Origin of the sequence: Dysosmobacter segnis, assembly GCF_014297285.1 — a bacterium.
In the GTDB taxonomy this organism is placed as follows: domain Bacteria; phylum Bacillota; class Clostridia; order Oscillospirales; family Oscillospiraceae; genus Oscillibacter; species Oscillibacter segnis.
Genome location: NZ_JACOQI010000016.1, coordinates 54,908 through 72,109 on the forward strand (window position 1 = coordinate 54,908; position 17,202 = coordinate 72,109).

Genomic DNA, 17,202 nt, shown 5'->3' on the forward strand with positions numbered 1-17,202 from the left:
GAAATTTTTTAGAGGCGCTCACTCTTGACCAGCTTCCACGAGCTGCGCCACTCGTCTCTGGTAAAAACGCCCAGGTCCATCAAGTAGTCGGCCAGAGACTGGCTGCCGTCAGGCAGGTCAGCCTCCAAGGCGTAATAGGAGATGTACACAAGCTGCGCCCGCAGGAAGGCGGCGCTTTGCAGCATGGCAGCGTCACCGTCGGTCAGGACACCGGCGTTCACGGCTCGGAGCAGGGTATCGGACAGATCCTTGTTGGCAGCGGAGCTGTATCCCATGGCCCGGAGCACGAATTCTGTGTACTGATAGGCGTTGACAGCCCCAGCAGGCTTGAAGGATGTGGCTGTGTAGCCGTTCGTATAGCCCTTTTCGTAGGCGTAGCCCACATAATGCTCCGCCTGAGAGCCTTTCTCAATGTCCTTGAACGGCGTAGTTCCAGACCAGGCCAGCGCCTGCTCCTCCTCGCCCAAGACCCGGATGAACATGATGAGGGCCTGAAGGCGGGTGGGGGCAGCCTCCAGATCAAAGCCCTCGCCGTAGCCGGTGAAAGTGCCCTTGAACAAATGCAGGGACTTCAGGGCGGCGGCCATGGCGTTGTAGTCCGGCCGGTCGGAATAGGAGAAGGCGTACTGCCCCTGATAGTCTACCACTGCGGTTTCGGAGGTGACGGTATAGGCGGCGGTGGTGTCCTCGGCGGTCAGATAGCGGTGGTTGGCGGTGAGATTCGTACCGCTGGGAACCACAGCTCCGGTGGTAACATCCACCACAGCGCCGGATTTATAGGTCACGCGCCCGCGGCCGGCCAGCAGCAGAACGCCGGTACCTGTGACGCCGTGAAGCGTGTCACCCTCCTTGAGGCGGGTCTCCTGCCAGGTGGCAGTTGCCTCGCCTACCTCACCGTTTTTCAGACGTTCGGCCAACGCTTTGTCCGACTGCTCCAATGCCTGATCGATTTTTTTCTCTGCGCGTTGAGAAAATTCACCGTTCAGGTAAGAAAGGGATGCCAGCGGATCTCCCGCGTCCCCGGCGGCACCGACCCAGACGGCAGAGGCCAGAAGCGCGCATACGGATAGGAACAGGACCAGCTTTTTCATGGGGAGTTCCTTTCTCAGTGATTGGCGATGCGGTAACTCAGGGTCAGAAGGCTGTCGGCAAAGTGAATGTTTTCAAACTGAACATCCGGATTGGGGCTGGACAGTTCCACATTGGTGAAGTTCCAGAAGCCCCGGATGCCAAGGTCAATCAACCGGTTGGCGGTAGCCTGTGCCACAGCCTGAGGAATGGTCAGAACAACAACGTCCACGGCGTGGCGCTTGATGTAGGACTCCAACTCATCGGTCGAATAAACGGGGATGCCGTTGATCTGTGTATCGATCACATCGGGAGAGACGTCAAAGGAGGCGTCCACGGTGAAGCCGGTGTTTTCAAAGGGGAAGTTGTTCAGCAATGCGCGGCCCAGGTTGCCGACGCCGATCATGATGAGATGGTGATCGTTGTCCACACCCAGAATGTGACCAATCTCGGAACGGAGTTCTTCAACGTTGTATCCATATCCCTGCTGGCCAAACTCACCGAAACAACTGAAATCCTGACGGATCTGAGAAGCGGTAATATTCATTTCCTGCCCCAGAGAGTGGGAGGAAGTGCGGACAATGCCGCGGTGATAAAGATCGGTTAGCTGCCGGTAATACCGGGGAAGCCGACGAATGACGGCGTCCGAGATATTTTCTTTTTTCATGATTTGATCCACCTGCTTTGAAAAAATATGTTATCACTATTTTAAAATAAAATGCCGGACTTGTCAAATTTTTTAACAATCTTTGCCGGGATAAAAATTTTTTGCTAAGAAAGGCTTTACATGACCGAAAAAATCTGTTATACTATCGAGCGATGTGTAAGGGGACTATCTCTTGCCGGAACAACCGAATACGCGCCCGTAGCTCAGTTGGATAGAGCGTTAGACTCCGACATTTCAGGTGTCTCCAGTTGAGATATGGCGCAAAGCATTGCCACACCTGCGTTTGCGGGAACGGCAGAGAAAAAATAGTTAGTTGTTGACTACTATTTGACTACTATCGCAGAAACCCACAATCAAATACGCGCCCGTAGCTCAGTTGGATAGAGCGTTAGACTCCGACTCTAAAGGCCGCTGGTTCGAATCCAGTCGGGCGTACCAAAAAGGATGATTTCTTATGAAATCATCCTTTTTTATTCGTGGGTGAGCGATTTGCAAGTTGGGATCAAATGTCCTGTTCTGTCAGGCGGCAGATGTGTTCTTCTTCCTCTAACTCGAAGGAGTAGAGCCCACCTGCCTCCAGCTCTTTCGCCATGCCCCACGCCAGCTTGAAGCCCGCTGTGAAGCTCATCAGTGTGGACTCAGCCAGCAATGCGTTCTGTGCGTCCAACAGCCGCAGTAGTTTCTTCCGTCCTGCGGCATCCATGTCCTGCCGCAGTTCCGCTTGGACACGGTCGACCTGTGCGTCCAGTTCTGGATGTGGCTGCCGGTCGAAACGCTTTTGCAGAGCCTTCATGTAGTCGTACATCGCGGCACCTCCTTTTTGGCAACCACAACACATACCACAACTCGGCGCACAAAGCTACTGCAATTTTCCAATGTGCTGATCATATTCATATCTCCAGCATCCCTTGCAGTTCCGCACTGGCGGCCTTTTTGTTCTTGTCGAAGGCGTGGGTGTAGATGTCCAGCGTGGTGGAGGGCTGGCTGTGGCCGAGGATGCCCGCCACCGTGGCGACATCCGTGCCGCCCGCGATCATCAGACTGGCGGCGGTGTGCCGGAGGGAATGGACGTTCAGCTCCTGCGGCAGGCCGTTCTTCTTGAGGATCAGCTTGAAGCGGTAGGTGAAGGTGGTGGGCGTCATGGGGAGCTGCGCTCCCTGACGGCGGAACAGGAAGTCATCGGTGGTCAGTTTTCTCTGGTCATAGGTTTCGGTGATGTATGCGCATTCCTGCCGGTACTCCCGCAGAAGACTTTCCATCTCAGCGGAGAAGTACACATAGCGATCACCCGCGCGGGTCTTGGGTTCCTTGACGAAGATTTCCTCGTCCGTCACCTTGACCGCGTTGCGGCAGATGTGGATGGAACGCTGCTCCCAATCAATGTCGCACCATTTCAATCCGCAGCACTCACCCCGCCGCATTCCTGTGGCGATGATGAGCTTGAAGTAGGTCTCATACTTGATGCTCTCGCCCTCCAGCGCGGTGATGATCTTCTGCGCCGTTTCCTCGTCCGCGATCTTCTTTTCACACTTGCGCCCGGCGTAGCGGTAGGTGCGCCACGCCGGATTATGCGAAAGAAAGCCACCCTCCACGGCATCAGAGAGGATGCTGCACAGCGTAGCGTACACGCCCTCAATGGTGTACTCGGAGAGTGGCTTTTTCGTGTCGGGACTGATGACTTTTCGCAGTTCTGCGTAGAAATTCCGGAAGTGCTCCGGCCGCAGTTCGGTGAGCTTGTAGTGACCCAGCGCCGGGAGGATGCGTTCGATGTCCTGCCGGTCACGGCGAATGGTGGACTTCGCCAGCTTGCCGGGGGCGATGTCCGTCAGCCACAGGTCGATGTATTTTGCCAGCGTGAGCTGCTGGACGGGCTGCGGCGCATGGCGGCACTCCCGCTCAAAGAGGACTGCCTGTTCATTGAGCCACTTTTCGACCTGCCTGGGTGTCAGCTCCTCCGGCGGGTGGACGGTTTTCTGCTGGGGCTTGATGCGTTTGCCGTTGTAGTCATAGCCCATGGAGACCACGATGAGATAGCTGCTGCCGCGCTTGCGGATGCTTGCCATAAAAATGACCTCTCTTTCATTTGACCTCGGTACAGTTGAGGCTTATTTTGCAAGCACAACATACCGCAAGCACGGCGGCAAAGCTATCCTTAATTTTGAGGAAAAATGATTTTCTACGAAAGCAACAATCATGCGCTGTGCCGCTTCGGAGAACAGGCGGCGAGATTGAAAATCTGTCCGCCGTCCGGACGGAGCATGGTGAGCATGGAGTCTGCCGCCTGCTCCTTCTGCGCCTGCTGCGGGTGGCAGTAGGTGCGCTCTAAGAAACCGGTGTCCGCGTGCCCCACGAGGTCTGCTACTGTCTGCTTGTCCACGCCGCAGTGCAACAGCGATGTCACGAAGTAGTGCCGCAGGGTGTGAAGGTGGTACTCCCGCGGAAAGCCGATGGCGGCATAGATCTTCCGCAGCCGCTTGGTGAAAGTGTCCGGGTGGATGAGTTGCCCCTGCTCATCAGTGAAGAGGTAGGGGCTGAGCCTGCGGCGCTGCTTGTCCGCCTCCATCTGCTTGCGGCGCTTGTAGGTCAAGAGAATGCCCCGCAGGTCGGAGGAGAGATAGACTTCACGGCTCTTGCCGTTTTTGGTGCTGCCTTCCACGATGCCCTTGCCGGGAACGCTGCTGCGGGAGCGGCTGACGGTGAGCAGCAGACCGTTTTGCGTGACGGTGAAATCAGACCACTGCAGAGCGCACAGCTCGCCCCGGCGGCAGCCGGTGTACATGGAGAGCAGGTAGAACAGGCGGTAGTGCCGCGGCTCCTTTGACAGCGCGTCCAGCAGCTTTTCCACCTCGCTTCGCGTGGGGATGCGCTGCACCGTGCGCCGCGGTATGGGGAGGTCTAACATCCGCGCGGGATTCTTCTCGATGATCTCGTTGCGCTTGGCGTCGCTGAGCACGGCGGAGACCACGGAGAGGTACCGCTGCGCGGTGGATTCGTTGATGCGCTTTCCGTGGTGCTTGCGCTTGCGCAGCTCGGAGAGCATATTTTCCAGTGCCATCGGTCGGAGCTTGTTGAGGCGGATGCCGCCGATCATGGGATACACCACCTCCAGCATCCGCCGGTATGCAGCGATGGTGCTGGGGGCGTATTTCGTTTGCCGCTCCAGCCAGCGGGAGGCGAATTCCTCGAAGGTCATCTCGCCGTCCTCGGCGTAGTCGGTCTTGAAGCTGCGCTCCAGCTCCTCGGCGGCGTGGGCGACATACTGCCCAATGCCGCGCTTGGGGACACCGGGCGGGACTTGGATGGTCTTCGCCTTGCTGATCTTTTTGCCGTTGGGCCGGTAGCCGTTGCTGACGGTGATCTTATATCGCCGCTCATCCAATTGCTTGATGCTTGCCATTTTTAGAACCCTCCCATGGCTTGCTGCTGTTCTTCTCGCGCAGACTGCTCGTCCAATTTTTCTTTCATCGCCAGAGCCGCGCCCGCGGCGAAGCCGATCACCGCACCGAAGTTTTCGGCGGCGATTTTCGCCTCCATGCGCCGCCGCTTTTCCTCGGCGTCTTCATCCTCATCCATCAATGTCCCCACAGCGGTCAGTCCGGTCACGGCGGGGATCAGAGGAACAGGCCGCGGATCGCTACCACGCCATACCACCCGGCCATCGCCGCTGCGCCGATTACCAAAAGCAGCATGATCCACTTGAGGGCCACCAGCAGGTTGAAGTCCGGGAGCCAGTCGATCCACTTGGAGGAATACTTTTCGCTCAGATTCCCAACCCGTTCCAGCAGTTTGTTCATCTCTGTCAGCGATCTCTGCATCTCCGTGAGCGACTTCTGCACCGGCGTCAGGTCGATGTACGGCTTCAGTTCTGGCAGTGCTTTCCGAATTTCCTCCAGTTCCCAGTTTATTCCGTCTGCCTGCTCCGTCAGCTTGTTCATCGCCTGCGGCAGATCGCACTGGATCACAATGGGCTGGATCGGCTGCGCTGTTTGCTGCGGCGCGCTGCTCGGCTGATTCATCCGCTTCAATTCCTCCATCGATTTCCGCTGCTCGATGGAATTTTCTTTGGACGAGCTTTGCCCGTATTCTGAATTCATGTTCCATGGCCTCCTTGCAATACTTTTCTTCGTGTAATTTGTTGTCACGGCATTTCATGCCGTCCGGTGTGGTGTAGGTGATGTATTTGCGGCTGCTCTCCCAGCACACCGCATAGCCCTCGGCTGCCATCAGGGAAACGAAAGCGTCCTTGTCGGTGGCGTATTTCATGCACTCGTCGATGGTGTTCATAAGCCGCAGCTTCCAGCTTTGGCCTTTCAGTGCCGTGTGGTATTCCGCGCCGCTCATGCCGCGGGTCTGCTGCGTTGGTGCGTCAAAGACAGGAAGACCCATCTCCTGACAGATCATGTCATTGCGCCGCATCAACTCTTGCAGTTGTTCCTTCGCCATGTGCAGCTTTTTGCCGGTCTCGAAGTTGACGGAGTTGATGACACAGTGGGAATGGATGTGCTCGCGGTCTATATGGGTGCAGACCAGCACCTCGCAGCCGTCGAAGTATTCCGCCAGCCGCCGCGCGGCTTCGTGAGCCTGCCGTGGATCGACCGCCGCGCCTTTTGGGAAGCTCTGCACCATGTGATAGAACATCACGCCGCCGTCCTTGTGGTAGAGAAGTTTCGTGTTCAGGAAATCGTCGTAGACGCTCTGCGGCTGGCAGTTGATGCCGCTGACGAGCGGCACGCCCTCCCATGTGGTTTTCTTTTCCTGCATGACATAGAGCATCACGCCGCGCATGGCGGCGCGGGACTGTGTGCCCCGCTTGTAGTTCACAAAATGTACGATGGCCATACGGCTCACCGACCTTCCATGACTGACCGCAGCGCGGCGCTGACCTCGGACAGTTCACCGGCAGCTTTTTCCAGACCGATGACCTGCACCTTGCCCATGTTGGCGAGGACGGTGAGCCGGTTGATGTTGCTGCCGATGCCCTTGAGCTGGCGGAGCAGTTCCTTCTGCTCGTCGATGACGATGATCCGCTTGCCGAGGCAGCAGGCGGTGACGTAATCGCTCATGGACATGTGGGCCTTTGCCGCCAGTGCCCTGATCTTCTCACGGTCGGCGGACACCATGCGCGTGCTGAATTTGATATCTTTTTTCATAATCAGTGACCTTTCTGAAATGATTTCTCTCGTCCCCTCGGAGAGCTGGGGGTTCCTCAAAGGGGGACTGGTCCCCCTTTGAAGCTGCGCCGCCGGAGGCGGGTAAAAGCGTTTCCGCAGAAACGCTCGCAGCTTTGAGTGGGTGTGGGCTTCTACCCGCAGCTTGGGGGTGTGGGGCCATGCCCCGCCCAGAGCGTTTGGCAGGGCAGCGGCTTCGCCGCAGACCAGACAAATGCGATGCTGGCTGTCGTCCGAGCGGACGACGAATCCCTCGTCCCGCCGCAAGCGGCAGGACTCGCTCTCTCTGTCGCTCGTCCTCTTCCCGCCGAAACCGCTTTGCTGGGTTTCGGTGGGAGCCCTGTTGGGGGCGGTGATAAAAGCTCCCGTTTTGCATTTTTTCGGCATTTCTGTGTGGGGGGTGGTATCACTACCCTCAGCGTGCGCTTCATGCCGTTGAAACGCTGGACGCCCGCGGGTCACGGCGGCTTATTTGCCGTTTTTATGCCACTGCGGTGCTCGCCCTGTGTGGGCTGAATATCCCCTCAGCGGGTACACACGCCACCCCAGCCCCTAACCGCGCACACAGCGGCTCACGTGCCGAAACACGGGGCGTTTTCACCGCCCGAGACATCGGCAGGGGCGATAGGGTCAACAGCTTGGGTACCCAGTGCATCGTCACTTTCGGCACGGTGCAGCTCGATAAGCCGCTTGCCGTTGCTGCGGCGCACCACGGCGGAAATACCGATTTTGCTTAGTGCGGCAACACTTTGCAGGATCAGACGGGATACCTTTTTCGGCGTGATGCCCTCGCTGCCTGCAGGGTCGATCTGCGCGGACAGCTCCGTGGGAGTGCCGATAAATTCCGTGCGGTCACGCATCAACTCAGAGAGAAGAATGACGATCCGGCCGCCCAGCAGCTCCGGCTGCGTCCGGCTGTCCGACACCAGCTCCCACACATTTTCCGCGTTGCGCTCCAGCGTCAGCTCGCGATATTCAATGTCACGCCCGATGCAGAAGAACTTTGCGGTGCTCTCACTCGTTCTTCCTTCTGAGAAGAAGATCACTTTTTTGCCGCATCGCCTCTCCACGCAAAGCCAACGGCTTTGCGCGTCTCTCCGTTCAGAACCCAGCAAAGCGGTTCTGAACGGAAAAGGAGGAGCGACGGAATGAGTGAGTTTTCGGCGCAGGCGGAAACGAAGGATATGAAGTCCGCGACGACGCAGCGTATGTGTTGTCATAACCGGCACCACGGATCATTTGCAGCGTGTCGATGATGACCAGCACCGTGTCAGGATGCTCCGCGAGGAACGCGCAGAGCTGTTCCTCCAGACCCTTGCCGAGAGTGTCACTGTTGGTGGTGAAGTGGACGCTGGCGGGGGCGTCCTCCGTGATCTCGAACAGGCGGTTCTGGATGCGGAGGGTGGAGTCCTCCAAGCAGAGGTAGAGCGTGGTGCCCTGCTTCACGCCCATGCCACAGACGGGATCTCCCTTCGCCACCGTGACGGCCAGCCACAGCGCCAGCCAAGATTTGCCGATCTTCGGCGCGCCTGCCAGCAGGTGCAGCCCTTGCGGGAGCAGATCGTCGACCACGAAGGAGACCGGTTCGTAGGCGGTGCTTTGCAGCGTGTCCGCGTCAATGGTTTGCAGTCGGTTGATTTGAGACATAAAAAAACCTCCGGATAAAAAGATAAGGGCAGAGACTTCGCTGCAGTCGAGGCTCTAACCCTTTCACTTGATTATTCTGTATTTTTTGATAGAATGAGAATATCACCGGACAGCCATAAAACAGATATGGGACAGGGGGGCGGGCTTTTGAAGATCGGAACGGATCAGTATAACACGTTTGACACCATGACCATGGACTGCTGGAATGACCGTTTGTACTACGAGGGAAAGGAGTTTCCAGCAGGATATTTTGCGGCGGAGATTTTGAACTTTGCCGGAGAGATCCACGATCCTCTTCTGGAGCGTATCACTGTGCTGACGGCGCTTGTGGACGATTTGAGCACAGCCGAAAAGAGCAAGCGCCATGATATTGCGGCACAATTGAAACCGCTACTGCATGACACGGTTTCCTGGCTGTATACTTGCCCTCCGTTTTGCTATTGCGAAAGCCAAGGTGCGTATGAGGATCTTGAATATGCTTTGAGCGAGGAGCGGCTCGATCGGGACTATGAGGAAAGGGAGGAGCATCTTCCGTTCATGGCACTTTCCTTTTGCGAGCCGATCCTGAGAATCTTGGTGGCGATCTATAATTTTTGCCTGCTGATCCGCGCATTCGAGAAGAAATATCTGCGCGGATCAAAGCGGCGTAATGCAGACGCCTTCGCAAAGGCGGCGCATGAGTGCTTTGATGAGGATGACAGCTTTCTGATCCTGCTGGAGCAGATGCCGTTTGGCGGAGTGGAGGAATTTTTCTCTTATCCAAGAGTTATCACAGGATTCAAATATTTTCAGGATGAGAACAATGAGGCAAAATGGAAAACCGCGCAGCGCGTGATTTGCAGGCGTGCCATTGACTTTTATGTGTTCGACCTGATGAACGGATTGCACCATGGCCACGCACCCAGCCAGTGCCAAGGCTGCGGGAGATACTTTCTGACCACCAACGGTCACACCCCCAAATACTGCGACGGCGTCGCACTGCAGGACAATCGCTATACCTGTCGGCAGTACGGCGCGATGAAGCACCAGAAGGAGCAGAACAAGCAGCACCCGGTCTACCGCCTGTTCAACACCCGCACCGACACCATCCGCAAGCATCACCAGAGGGGGAAGATCTCCGATGACCTGCGGCGGGAGGCACTGTATCTGGCGGGGAGCTACCGGGACAAGGCACTGATGGACAACGACTACGCCGCTGACGGATATGCGCGGGATATGGAATTGGAACACATTTACGCGGAGGCAGAGAAGCGGCTGAAATGAGGAAGGTGGGGCGTTCCTGTGCCGAAAAATATGTATACCGTTGCAGGAGATAGCCCCTGCAATGAAGCGCTGGCTTTGCGGATACAAGCCGGAGACGAGAACGCCGCGGAGCGGCTCATCGCACAGAATGAGGGCTGCCTCACCGAACTGGCGCGGGCATACACGCCATGGTGTGAGATGGAGGACTTGAAGCAGGAGGGAGCGCTGGCACTGCTGGACGCGGCAGGGCGCTTTGATCCCGCCTACGGAACAAAGCTGCTGACCTATGCGACGCCTGCGATAGAAGTGGCGATGATGGACTACGCCGCACGGTATTCTTCCTCTCTGTCTATTCCCATCAGCCGGTACAATCAACTGCGCAGGGTGGCATACCTCTGCGCCGAGGGATGGGACGCATATGATGCTGAGTTGGCCAAGGTGGTGTGCGGAGAACTGAATGTATCTGCCAAGGTAGCTGGGGCATTGATAAAAGAATACCGGACGCTGTTTTGCGTCCGGCAGTTAGGTGACGATGTGTTCTCCGTCAGCGATCCTGCTGCTGCCTATGACCACCTGATGCGTCGGACGCTGCTGATGCAGCGGATGGAGGAGGTGCTGACGCCCAGAGAGCTGAATCTGGTGCGGAGCTACCTCGGCATCGGCCAGCCGGACGAGGTTGGTATGACCTTTCAGGAGCTGGCGATCTACCTCAACTACAACGGCCCCAGCGGAGCGGGGAAGGCGTACAAGGCCGCGCTGCGGAAGCTGAAAAGGGACTTGTATGGCGGGAGCTTACGGCCGGTGGCTCTCCGCTCAGAAGGCCATCCGCGCCGCTAAAGCGGAGGCGGAGCAGGACGCGGGGTAAGTCTACACCTAAATGGACCGCCCGTCCCGTATATCCAAAAGGTAGGAAATCCGCCCAAAAAACTGCCTATTTCCACGCTCTCGGAATTGTGGTAGAATGAAAAAGAAATATGTAGCAGGCGGTGGAAATGAAATGTATAACCTAAATTGGTCAAGAAGTGACCTCACCCGGCAAAAGCTGAGGACGTTCTGTGAATACTACGCAAAAATGTCATTAGCCTCTTATGGAGTGAGCATTTATACTTCCGAGGTTGATGACCATGGAATAGATTTTATTGCAGAAAGCAAGAGAGGATTTTTGAAGTTTCAAGTTAAAGCCATTCGCAAAGGAACAGGCTATGTTTTTATGCGGGAGGAATATTTTGATATTTCAGACCAATCACTTTACTTGTTCTTGCTTTTGCTAAATGATGGCGAACACCCCATAGAATATTTAATTCCTGCGACCACATGGGATAATGACAGTAGTAATATTTTTGTTTACCATTCATACAAGGGTAAAAAGTCGAAACCAGAATATGGCCTAAATATTTCCGCCAAGAACATTCCGCAGCTCGAAAGATTTAAGTTAGAAAATATGATAACGGCAATATAATGAGGAACAAAATATGGCTTTAACCATACAAGAGCGATTGAAAGACCTGCGTGTGGAGTGTGGCTTGACGCTGGAACAACTTGCGAAGCAGACGCACCTCTCCAAGTCTGCGCTGGGCAGCTATGAAGCGGAGGACTTCAAGGACATCAGCCACTATACGCTTTTCTCCGGCGAGACCCAGACGGAGAGCGCCGCCCAGACCGGCACAGTAAGTACGGGCATGGGCAATATGGGCGGCCCCGGCGGGCAGAAGCCGGACGGAGCGCCGCCCTCCGGCGGCGGAGGCGGCCCAAAGCCGGACGATGATACCCCACGGTCAAAGCCGACGGGCGAGATGCCGCAGAAGGATAGCGGCAACGCCAAAGCCTGAAAAAAGCCAACGGAACGCAAATCACCAAGCCGTTGTGATACAACAGCTTGGTGATTTTGCACAGTTATTGATCTGACAGCTCAAGTCTTGCGGCAGACACGGAAAAAAATCTTGACTTGTTGCAGTTCAAGTCCTATAATCAGCCTATCTTTTTGGTATGGAAGGAGCGTTTCCCCATGAACAAAGCAAATACCCCTTTTCGCTATGACTACGTTGGCAGCTTTCTTCGCCCTGCCGGACTGAAGCAGGCGCGGGCGGACTTTCAAAACGGCAAGATCGGAGCCGATGAGCTGAAAGCAGCGGAGGATCAGGCGATCCGTGAGCTGGTTGCCAAGCAGCAGAGCGCCGGATATCACGTGATCACCGACGGCGAGTTCCGCCGCGCCACCTGGCACCTCGACTTCATGTGGGGCTTTCATGGTGTGGGCCACAGCCGCACGGAGAAGGGGCTGCCGTTCCATGGAGAGAACGCAATGCTTGATGATACCTACCTCACCGGAGAGGTGGGAGTGGACAGCCATCCCTTTGTGGAGCATTTCCGGTTTGTCAAGGCGCTGGAAGACGAGAACACCGTGGCCAAGCTGACGATCCCCGCACCCGCTCAGTTTCTGGAGCAGATGGTCATGCCCTTTGCAATGGAAAATACCAGCAAATACTACCCCAACATTGAAAAGCTGGTGGAGGATCTGGCAGCGGGCTACCGCAAGGTCATTGATGACGTATATGCCGCCGGGTGCCGCAACCTGCAATTTGACGATTGCAGCTGGGGTATGCTGGTAGACCCCCGTGCCTGTCTGATCTTTGATACCGACGAGAAGGGGCTGGAGGCCATCAAGGAGCAGATGCTCGCCGCCAACAATCTGGCCATTGAAGGCAAGCCGGAGGATCTGGTCATCAACACCCATGTCTGCCGGGGCAACTTCCACTCTACCTACGCCAGCTCCGGCGCTTATGACAGCGTGGCCAAGACCCTGCTGGCCCGTGAGAACGTGACTGCCTACTATCTGGAATTTGACGATGCCCGCAGCGGCGGCTTCGAGCCCTTGGCCGCTGTCAGCGGTGAGAAGAAGGTGGTGCTGGGCCTCGTCACCACCAAGCGTCCTGAGTTGGAGGATAAGGCGACGGTGATCGCCCGCATCCATGACGCAGCCAAGTACATCCCGCTGGATCGCCTGTGCCTGAGTCCCCAGTGCGGCTTCGCCTCCTGCGAGATCGGCAATAAGCTGACAGAGGCCCAGCAGTGGGCCAAGCTGGCGCTGGTGAAGGAGATCGCCGAAGAGGTCTGGGGCTGATCTTAAACGGATACCTGTGTCCAAGGAGATGTGGGATCCCATGGATGCCGCAAGAAAACTGATGAAACCATTGGTATGATCCTCGGACAGCTATTTGACTGATATTCTATGAGATAAAGTCCCCAAGCTGTTGTTATGCAACAGCTTGGGGACTTTGAGGCTGTCGATAAAGTGATATATTTTCCGCGACGGTAAGGAAGGGTGTGCGCGGGAAACCCAAGAAGGGTGTCCCGCGCCATTAAAATCCTAAGTTTTCAGAACTTTTATGAAGTTCTGAAAACTTGCTCAGCGGGGAGAAAAGACTTTTTCGACACGCTGAAGGTCCCCAAGCTGTTGTTATGAAGTGACCCCAAAAAATTAGACAATATTCTAAAGTAAGAATTGTTCAAGCAGCCGAAAGGGCTTGCTGTCTGTGAATTGCAGGCGGCAAGCCCTTTAGCTTTGCGTTGACGGAGCGGTATGCGGATACGCCGGTCAGCGTGATTGAGCGGTAAGGTGCTGCATGTCAGAAGAAAAACGGTAATTCCACTGTGTCAGCCAAAATGAGACAGCATTTTGAATAAAAATGTGGGAAAAATAGCTTTGCAGCGCTCCGGAACTCTTGACATTTAAATGCACTGTGCTACTATATGACAAAAAAGATGATGCAGTGGAGGGCAATCCCGGAAACGGAGAACGTTCATACCGGAGGCTTCACGGCGAAACAGAGCTACCGCAAGCAAGCTTATAAGCGGAGAGACCGCGGAAACGCGGTTTTTCAAAGCACAGCAGTTAGTCAACTTTAACAAAAACCTTGCATATATGTAGGTTGAATTCATCTGACTGCAAAAAGGACAGCAGCTATGAAGAAGTCTGAGAATTTCTGGAACAGAAACGCGAAGCGCTATGATCGCTTTATGCGAAAGGACCGGGCGGCATACGAAAAGCTGTATGAACTGATCCGACCGGTTGTAAAAGCCAGAACGGTGCTGGAACTTGCCGCCGGGACCGGGCTGATCGCTAAAAACATTGTGCGTGCGGCAAGCCATATCGAGGTGACGGACGCCTCCGAGGAAATGATCGCTGAGGCGAAGCGGAACAACCGCTCTGCAAAGCTGCACTTTTCAGTGTGGGATATGTTCTGCCTGCCCTATGCGGACAAGTCCTTTGATGTGGTGATCGTATCCAATGCGCTGCACATCGTCCCGCAGCCGGAGAAGGCCCTTGCCGAGATCCGCCGGGTGCTGAAGGATGACGGCGTGCTCATTGCCCCTACCTTTACCCATGGGAACGGCACCCTGCGAGGCATAATCAAGCTGTTTTTTATGAAACTGGCGGGATTTCCGCTGAACAGCAGGTGGTCAAGCGCGGATTATCTGGCGTTTTTGCGGCAAAACGGCTGGACGGTGCGGAAGAGCGCCGTGCTGAAAGCGTCCTTTCCGCTGACCTATGCGGAATGTGTAAAACCGTCGGTGAAGGGAAGGGGGTAACGCTATGAAATACATGGGAATGCCATGGGGGATGTGGACGCTGTTTGCGGGCTCCTTTCAGGCACAGTTGACTGATGTGCTGGGGTATAATGAGCAAACGGCGAAGGCGATCACACGGAGGGCAAAAGCGAAATACAAGGAGATCCTCAGCCGTCTGCCGGAGTTTGAAAAGGGGGACCGCTTCAAAATCAATCTCGTGGGCTGCGCCATGCTGGGGGCCTTTGTTCTTACCATGCCAGAGCGTCCCAATGTAGATCGGCTGACGGAGTATTACGCCAAGGCCATGATGACAAAGCCTATGCGCTGGTTCTGCCGTAAAAGCGGCGAGAAAAAGTTCACACCCCAAAGCGTTGCCGGACTGCAAGCGGCGGCAGCGCTGAAGGCCGCCGACCGGAACCCCTATTCGTGGAACATGGACTTTTACGAGTACCCCGACGGCAGCGGCTACGAGGCCCGGTTTACCAAGTGCGGTATCTGCGTTTTGATGCGGGAGCTGGGGCTGTACGATTTGACTCCGGCCCTGTGCCGTCTGGACTACACCATGAGCGAAGCGGGCGGCACGGCGGATTTTACGCGGCAGTATACCCTTGCCACCGGCGGGCCGTACTGCGACTGCGGCTATAAGAAAAAATGACAGGAAAGGATGTTTTTTATGATTCAGACAACAATTAAAGTTTCCGGCATGGCCTGCTCCATGTGCGAGGCCCATATCAACGACGCCATTCGCGGCGCATTCCCGGTGGAGAAGGTCACATCCTCCCATTCCAAGGGGGAGACGGTGATCCTCTCCCAAGCGCCGCTGGACGAAAACGCCCTCCGCGCCGCTATTGACGCCACCGGCTACACGGCGGGGGAGATCCATGCGGAAACGTATGAAAAAAAGGGACTGTTTCATTTCGGAAAAAAGAAGGACTGAGCTCATTCCTGTGGTCCGGCTTTCCGGCCATCGGTTTGAAATAAATAAAATCCATATAGGAGGATAATTGTTATGAAGAAAATTGGTTTGTTTGCCGCAGGCGTTCTGTTTGGTACCGCCGGTATGAAGCTGCTGGGCAGCAAGGACGCGAAAAGAGCCTACGCCCAGACCACTGCCGCCGCACTGCGGGCAAAGGACAGCGTGATGACCGCTGTGACCGCTGTGCGTGAGGGGGCGGATGACGTCTATGCGGAGGCTAAGGCCATCAACGCCCAGCGCACGGAGGCCGAGACCGCTAATGTGGTGGAGGATACCTCCGCAGAAGAGGAAAGCCAGGCAGAGTGATCCATGAAATGCACGATCCTACATGATACGGCCGGGCGGCTGCGGGTCCATCTTTGCTGTAAGCGGATGACGCTGCGGCAGGCGGACGTGCTGGAATACTATCTGCTGGCGGTGGACGGCGTGCGCTCCGTCAAGGTCTATGACCGGACGCGGGATGCCGTGGTGGTGTATGACGCGGAGCGGGAGCGCATGATCCGTGCGCTGGCCCGGTTCTCCTTTGAAAAAGCGGAGAAGCTGGATCTGGCGCCGGAGCACACCTCCCGCACCTTGAACCGGGAATTTGAGGATAAGCTCGCCCTCACTGTTATGCGCCGCTGCGCTTCCAACCTGTTTCTGCCGGCGCCGGTGACGTCGGCGCTGGCTGTGATCCGCTCCGCAAAGTACATCAAAGAAGGGCTTCTGGCCCTGTGGCACCGGAAGCTGTCCGTTGCCGTGCTGGATGCTACCGCCGTCACTGTGTCTATGGTGCGGGGAGATTTCGCCACTGCCGGTTCGGTCATGTTCATGCTGCGGCTGGGGGAAATTCTGGAGGAGTGGACCCACAAGAAGTCCGTGGCCGACCTTGCCTCCGCCATGAGCTTACGGGTAGAAAACGTCTGGCAGCAGGTAGACGGCACCGAGGTGCTGACGAAGGTCACCGACGTGAAGCCGGGGGATCGCATCGTGATCCGCACCGGCGGCATGATCCCGCTGGATGGCCGGGTGGTGGAGGGCGAGGCCATGGTGAACCAGTCCTCTCTCACCGGAGAATCCATGCCGGTGGCCAAGCGGCCCGGCAGCCCTGTTTATGCCGGTACGGTGGCTGAGGAAGGCGAGTGTGTGGTCTGCGTGGAAAAGGTGTCCGGCAGCGGACGCTATGACCGGGTGGTCCGCATGATCGAGGAATCGGAAAAGCTGAAATCCACCGCTGAGGACAAGGCGTCCCGCATGGCGGACAGGCTGGTTCCCTATACGCTGGGCGGCACGGCTGTGACTTATCTGCTGACCCGCGATGTGACCAAGATGCTGGCCGTTTTGATGGTGGACTTCTCCTGCGCGCTGAAGCTGGCGATCCCTGTCGCGGTGCTGTCCGCCATGCGGGAAAGCAGCGGGCATCACATTTCTGTCAAGGGCGGGCGTTTTCTGGAGGCTGTGGCCAAGGCGGATACCATTGTGTTCGACAAGACCGGTACGCTGACCTACGCCACGCCGAAGGTGGCACAGGTCATTCCCTTCGGCGGACACCGGGAAGCGGATATGCTCCGCCTCGCCGCCTGCCTGGAGGAGCATTACCCCCACTCCATGGCCAACGCCGTGGTAGAGGAGGCGAAGCGGCAGGGCCTCACCCATGAAGAATACCACTCTCAGGTGCAGTATGTGGTGGCCCACGGTATTTCCAGCATGGTGGAAAATAAAAAGGTCATCATCGGCAGTGCCCACTTTGTCTTTGAGGACGAGGGATGCTGTATCCCGGAGGGAGAGCAGGAGAAATATGACGCGCTGCCCGCCGCGTATTCCCACCTGTATCTCTGCATCGATGGGGAACTGGCGGCGGTCATCTGCATCCACGATCCTCTGCG

At 56.4% G+C, this 17,202-nt stretch carries 18 protein-coding genes, 1 tRNA gene and 1 pseudogene; 11 read left to right on the top strand and 9 right to left on the bottom strand.

What is annotated here, in order from left to right:
* Positions 1–8: 8 nt before the first annotated feature.
* Together H8Z83_RS14040 and H8Z83_RS14045 are read right to left on the bottom strand one after the other, a co-directional pair.
* Positions 9–1,091 carry an S-layer homology domain-containing protein gene (locus H8Z83_RS14040; protein ID WP_187015611.1) on the bottom strand — a complete coding sequence of 361 codons (1,083 nt, stop codon included), beginning with the start codon at positions 1,089–1,091 and terminating at the stop codon, positions 9–11.
* Between the two features lie 14 nt (positions 1,092–1,105).
* Positions 1,106–1,735: a redox-sensing transcriptional repressor Rex gene (locus tag H8Z83_RS14045; protein ID WP_187015612.1), complete on the bottom strand. Its 630-nt coding sequence runs from the start codon at positions 1,733–1,735 to the stop codon at positions 1,106–1,108.
* A gap of 361 nt (positions 1,736–2,096) precedes the next feature.
* On the opposite strand from H8Z83_RS14045, the gene H8Z83_RS14050 reads away from it, so the two are divergent.
* Positions 2,097–2,173 (top strand) — tRNA-Arg (locus H8Z83_RS14050).
* A gap of 64 nt (positions 2,174–2,237) precedes the next feature.
* Here H8Z83_RS14050 and H8Z83_RS14055 read toward each other — a convergent pair.
* From H8Z83_RS14055 to H8Z83_RS14085, 7 genes are all read right to left on the bottom strand, one after another.
* A complete protein-coding gene (locus H8Z83_RS14055) occupies positions 2,238–2,540 on the bottom strand; it encodes a hypothetical protein (RefSeq protein ID WP_187015613.1) in 303 nt (100 codons plus the stop codon).
* A gap of 85 nt (positions 2,541–2,625) precedes the next feature.
* The gene (locus tag H8Z83_RS14060) at positions 2,626–3,798 is read right to left on the bottom strand and encodes a tyrosine-type recombinase/integrase (RefSeq protein ID WP_187015614.1); all 1,173 of its coding nucleotides are present in this window, start codon (positions 3,796–3,798) and stop codon (positions 2,626–2,628) included.
* Between the two features lie 128 nt (positions 3,799–3,926).
* Positions 3,927–5,132 (bottom strand): tyrosine-type recombinase/integrase, encoded by a 1,206-nt coding sequence (locus tag H8Z83_RS14065; protein WP_187015615.1) that lies wholly within the window; start codon positions 5,130–5,132, stop codon positions 3,927–3,929.
* Between the two features lie 2 nt (positions 5,133–5,134).
* Positions 5,135–6,574, bottom strand: a complete 1,440-nt coding sequence (locus H8Z83_RS14070; RefSeq protein WP_207732064.1) for a relaxase/mobilization nuclease domain-containing protein — start codon at positions 6,572–6,574, stop codon at positions 5,135–5,137.
* Between the two features lie 5 nt (positions 6,575–6,579).
* Positions 6,580–7,170, bottom strand: coding sequence for a MobC family plasmid mobilization relaxosome protein (locus H8Z83_RS19680; protein WP_243185028.1), 591 nt, complete (start codon positions 7,168–7,170; stop codon positions 6,580–6,582).
* A 305-nt stretch (positions 7,171–7,475) separates the two neighbouring features.
* Positions 7,476–7,949, bottom strand: a complete 474-nt coding sequence (locus H8Z83_RS14080) for a hypothetical protein (protein ID WP_187015617.1) — start codon at positions 7,947–7,949, stop codon at positions 7,476–7,478.
* A gap of 55 nt (positions 7,950–8,004) precedes the next feature.
* Positions 8,005–8,550 carry an AAA family ATPase gene (locus H8Z83_RS14085; RefSeq protein WP_187015618.1) on the bottom strand — a complete coding sequence of 182 codons (546 nt, stop codon included), beginning with the start codon at positions 8,548–8,550 and terminating at the stop codon, positions 8,005–8,007.
* Positions 8,551–8,697: 147 nt separating this feature from the next.
* On the opposite strand from H8Z83_RS14085, the gene H8Z83_RS14090 reads away from it, so the two are divergent.
* The 10 genes and pseudogenes from H8Z83_RS14090 to H8Z83_RS14135 all read left to right on the top strand — a co-directional run.
* Positions 8,698–9,813: a DUF6076 domain-containing protein gene (locus H8Z83_RS14090; protein WP_187015619.1), complete on the top strand. Its 1,116-nt coding sequence runs from the start codon at positions 8,698–8,700 to the stop codon at positions 9,811–9,813.
* Between the two features lie 18 nt (positions 9,814–9,831).
* Entirely contained in the window at positions 9,832–10,629 is a 798-nt protein-coding gene (locus H8Z83_RS14095; RefSeq protein ID WP_187015620.1) for a sigma factor, read from the top strand.
* Positions 10,630–10,753: 124 nt separating this feature from the next.
* Positions 10,754–11,251, top strand: a complete 498-nt coding sequence (locus tag H8Z83_RS14100; protein WP_187015621.1) for a hypothetical protein — start codon at positions 10,754–10,756, stop codon at positions 11,249–11,251.
* 13 nt (positions 11,252–11,264) lie between these two features.
* Positions 11,265–11,414 (top strand): annotated as a pseudogene (locus tag H8Z83_RS14105) (helix-turn-helix domain-containing protein); the annotation flags it as partial.
* Positions 11,415–11,797: 383 nt separating this feature from the next.
* Entirely contained in the window at positions 11,798–12,913 is a 1,116-nt protein-coding gene (locus tag H8Z83_RS14110) for a 5-methyltetrahydropteroyltriglutamate--homocysteine S-methyltransferase (protein WP_187015622.1), read from the top strand.
* A gap of 842 nt (positions 12,914–13,755) precedes the next feature.
* A complete protein-coding gene (locus H8Z83_RS14115) occupies positions 13,756–14,382 on the top strand; it encodes a class I SAM-dependent methyltransferase (RefSeq protein ID WP_187015623.1) in 627 nt (208 codons plus the stop codon).
* 4 nt (positions 14,383–14,386) lie between these two features.
* Positions 14,387–15,016: an L-2-amino-thiazoline-4-carboxylic acid hydrolase gene (locus H8Z83_RS14120; protein WP_187015624.1), complete on the top strand. Its 630-nt coding sequence runs from the start codon at positions 14,387–14,389 to the stop codon at positions 15,014–15,016.
* Positions 15,017–15,034: 18 nt separating this feature from the next.
* A complete protein-coding gene (locus H8Z83_RS14125; RefSeq protein WP_187015625.1) occupies positions 15,035–15,298 on the top strand; it encodes a heavy-metal-associated domain-containing protein in 264 nt (87 codons plus the stop codon).
* A 72-nt stretch (positions 15,299–15,370) separates the two neighbouring features.
* Positions 15,371–15,643, top strand: coding sequence for a DUF6110 family protein (locus tag H8Z83_RS14130; protein ID WP_187015626.1), 273 nt, complete (start codon positions 15,371–15,373; stop codon positions 15,641–15,643).
* A gap of 3 nt (positions 15,644–15,646) precedes the next feature.
* A partial coding sequence (locus H8Z83_RS14135) for an HAD-IC family P-type ATPase (protein WP_187015627.1) occupies positions 15,647–17,202 on the top strand: 1,556 nt, incomplete at its 3' end.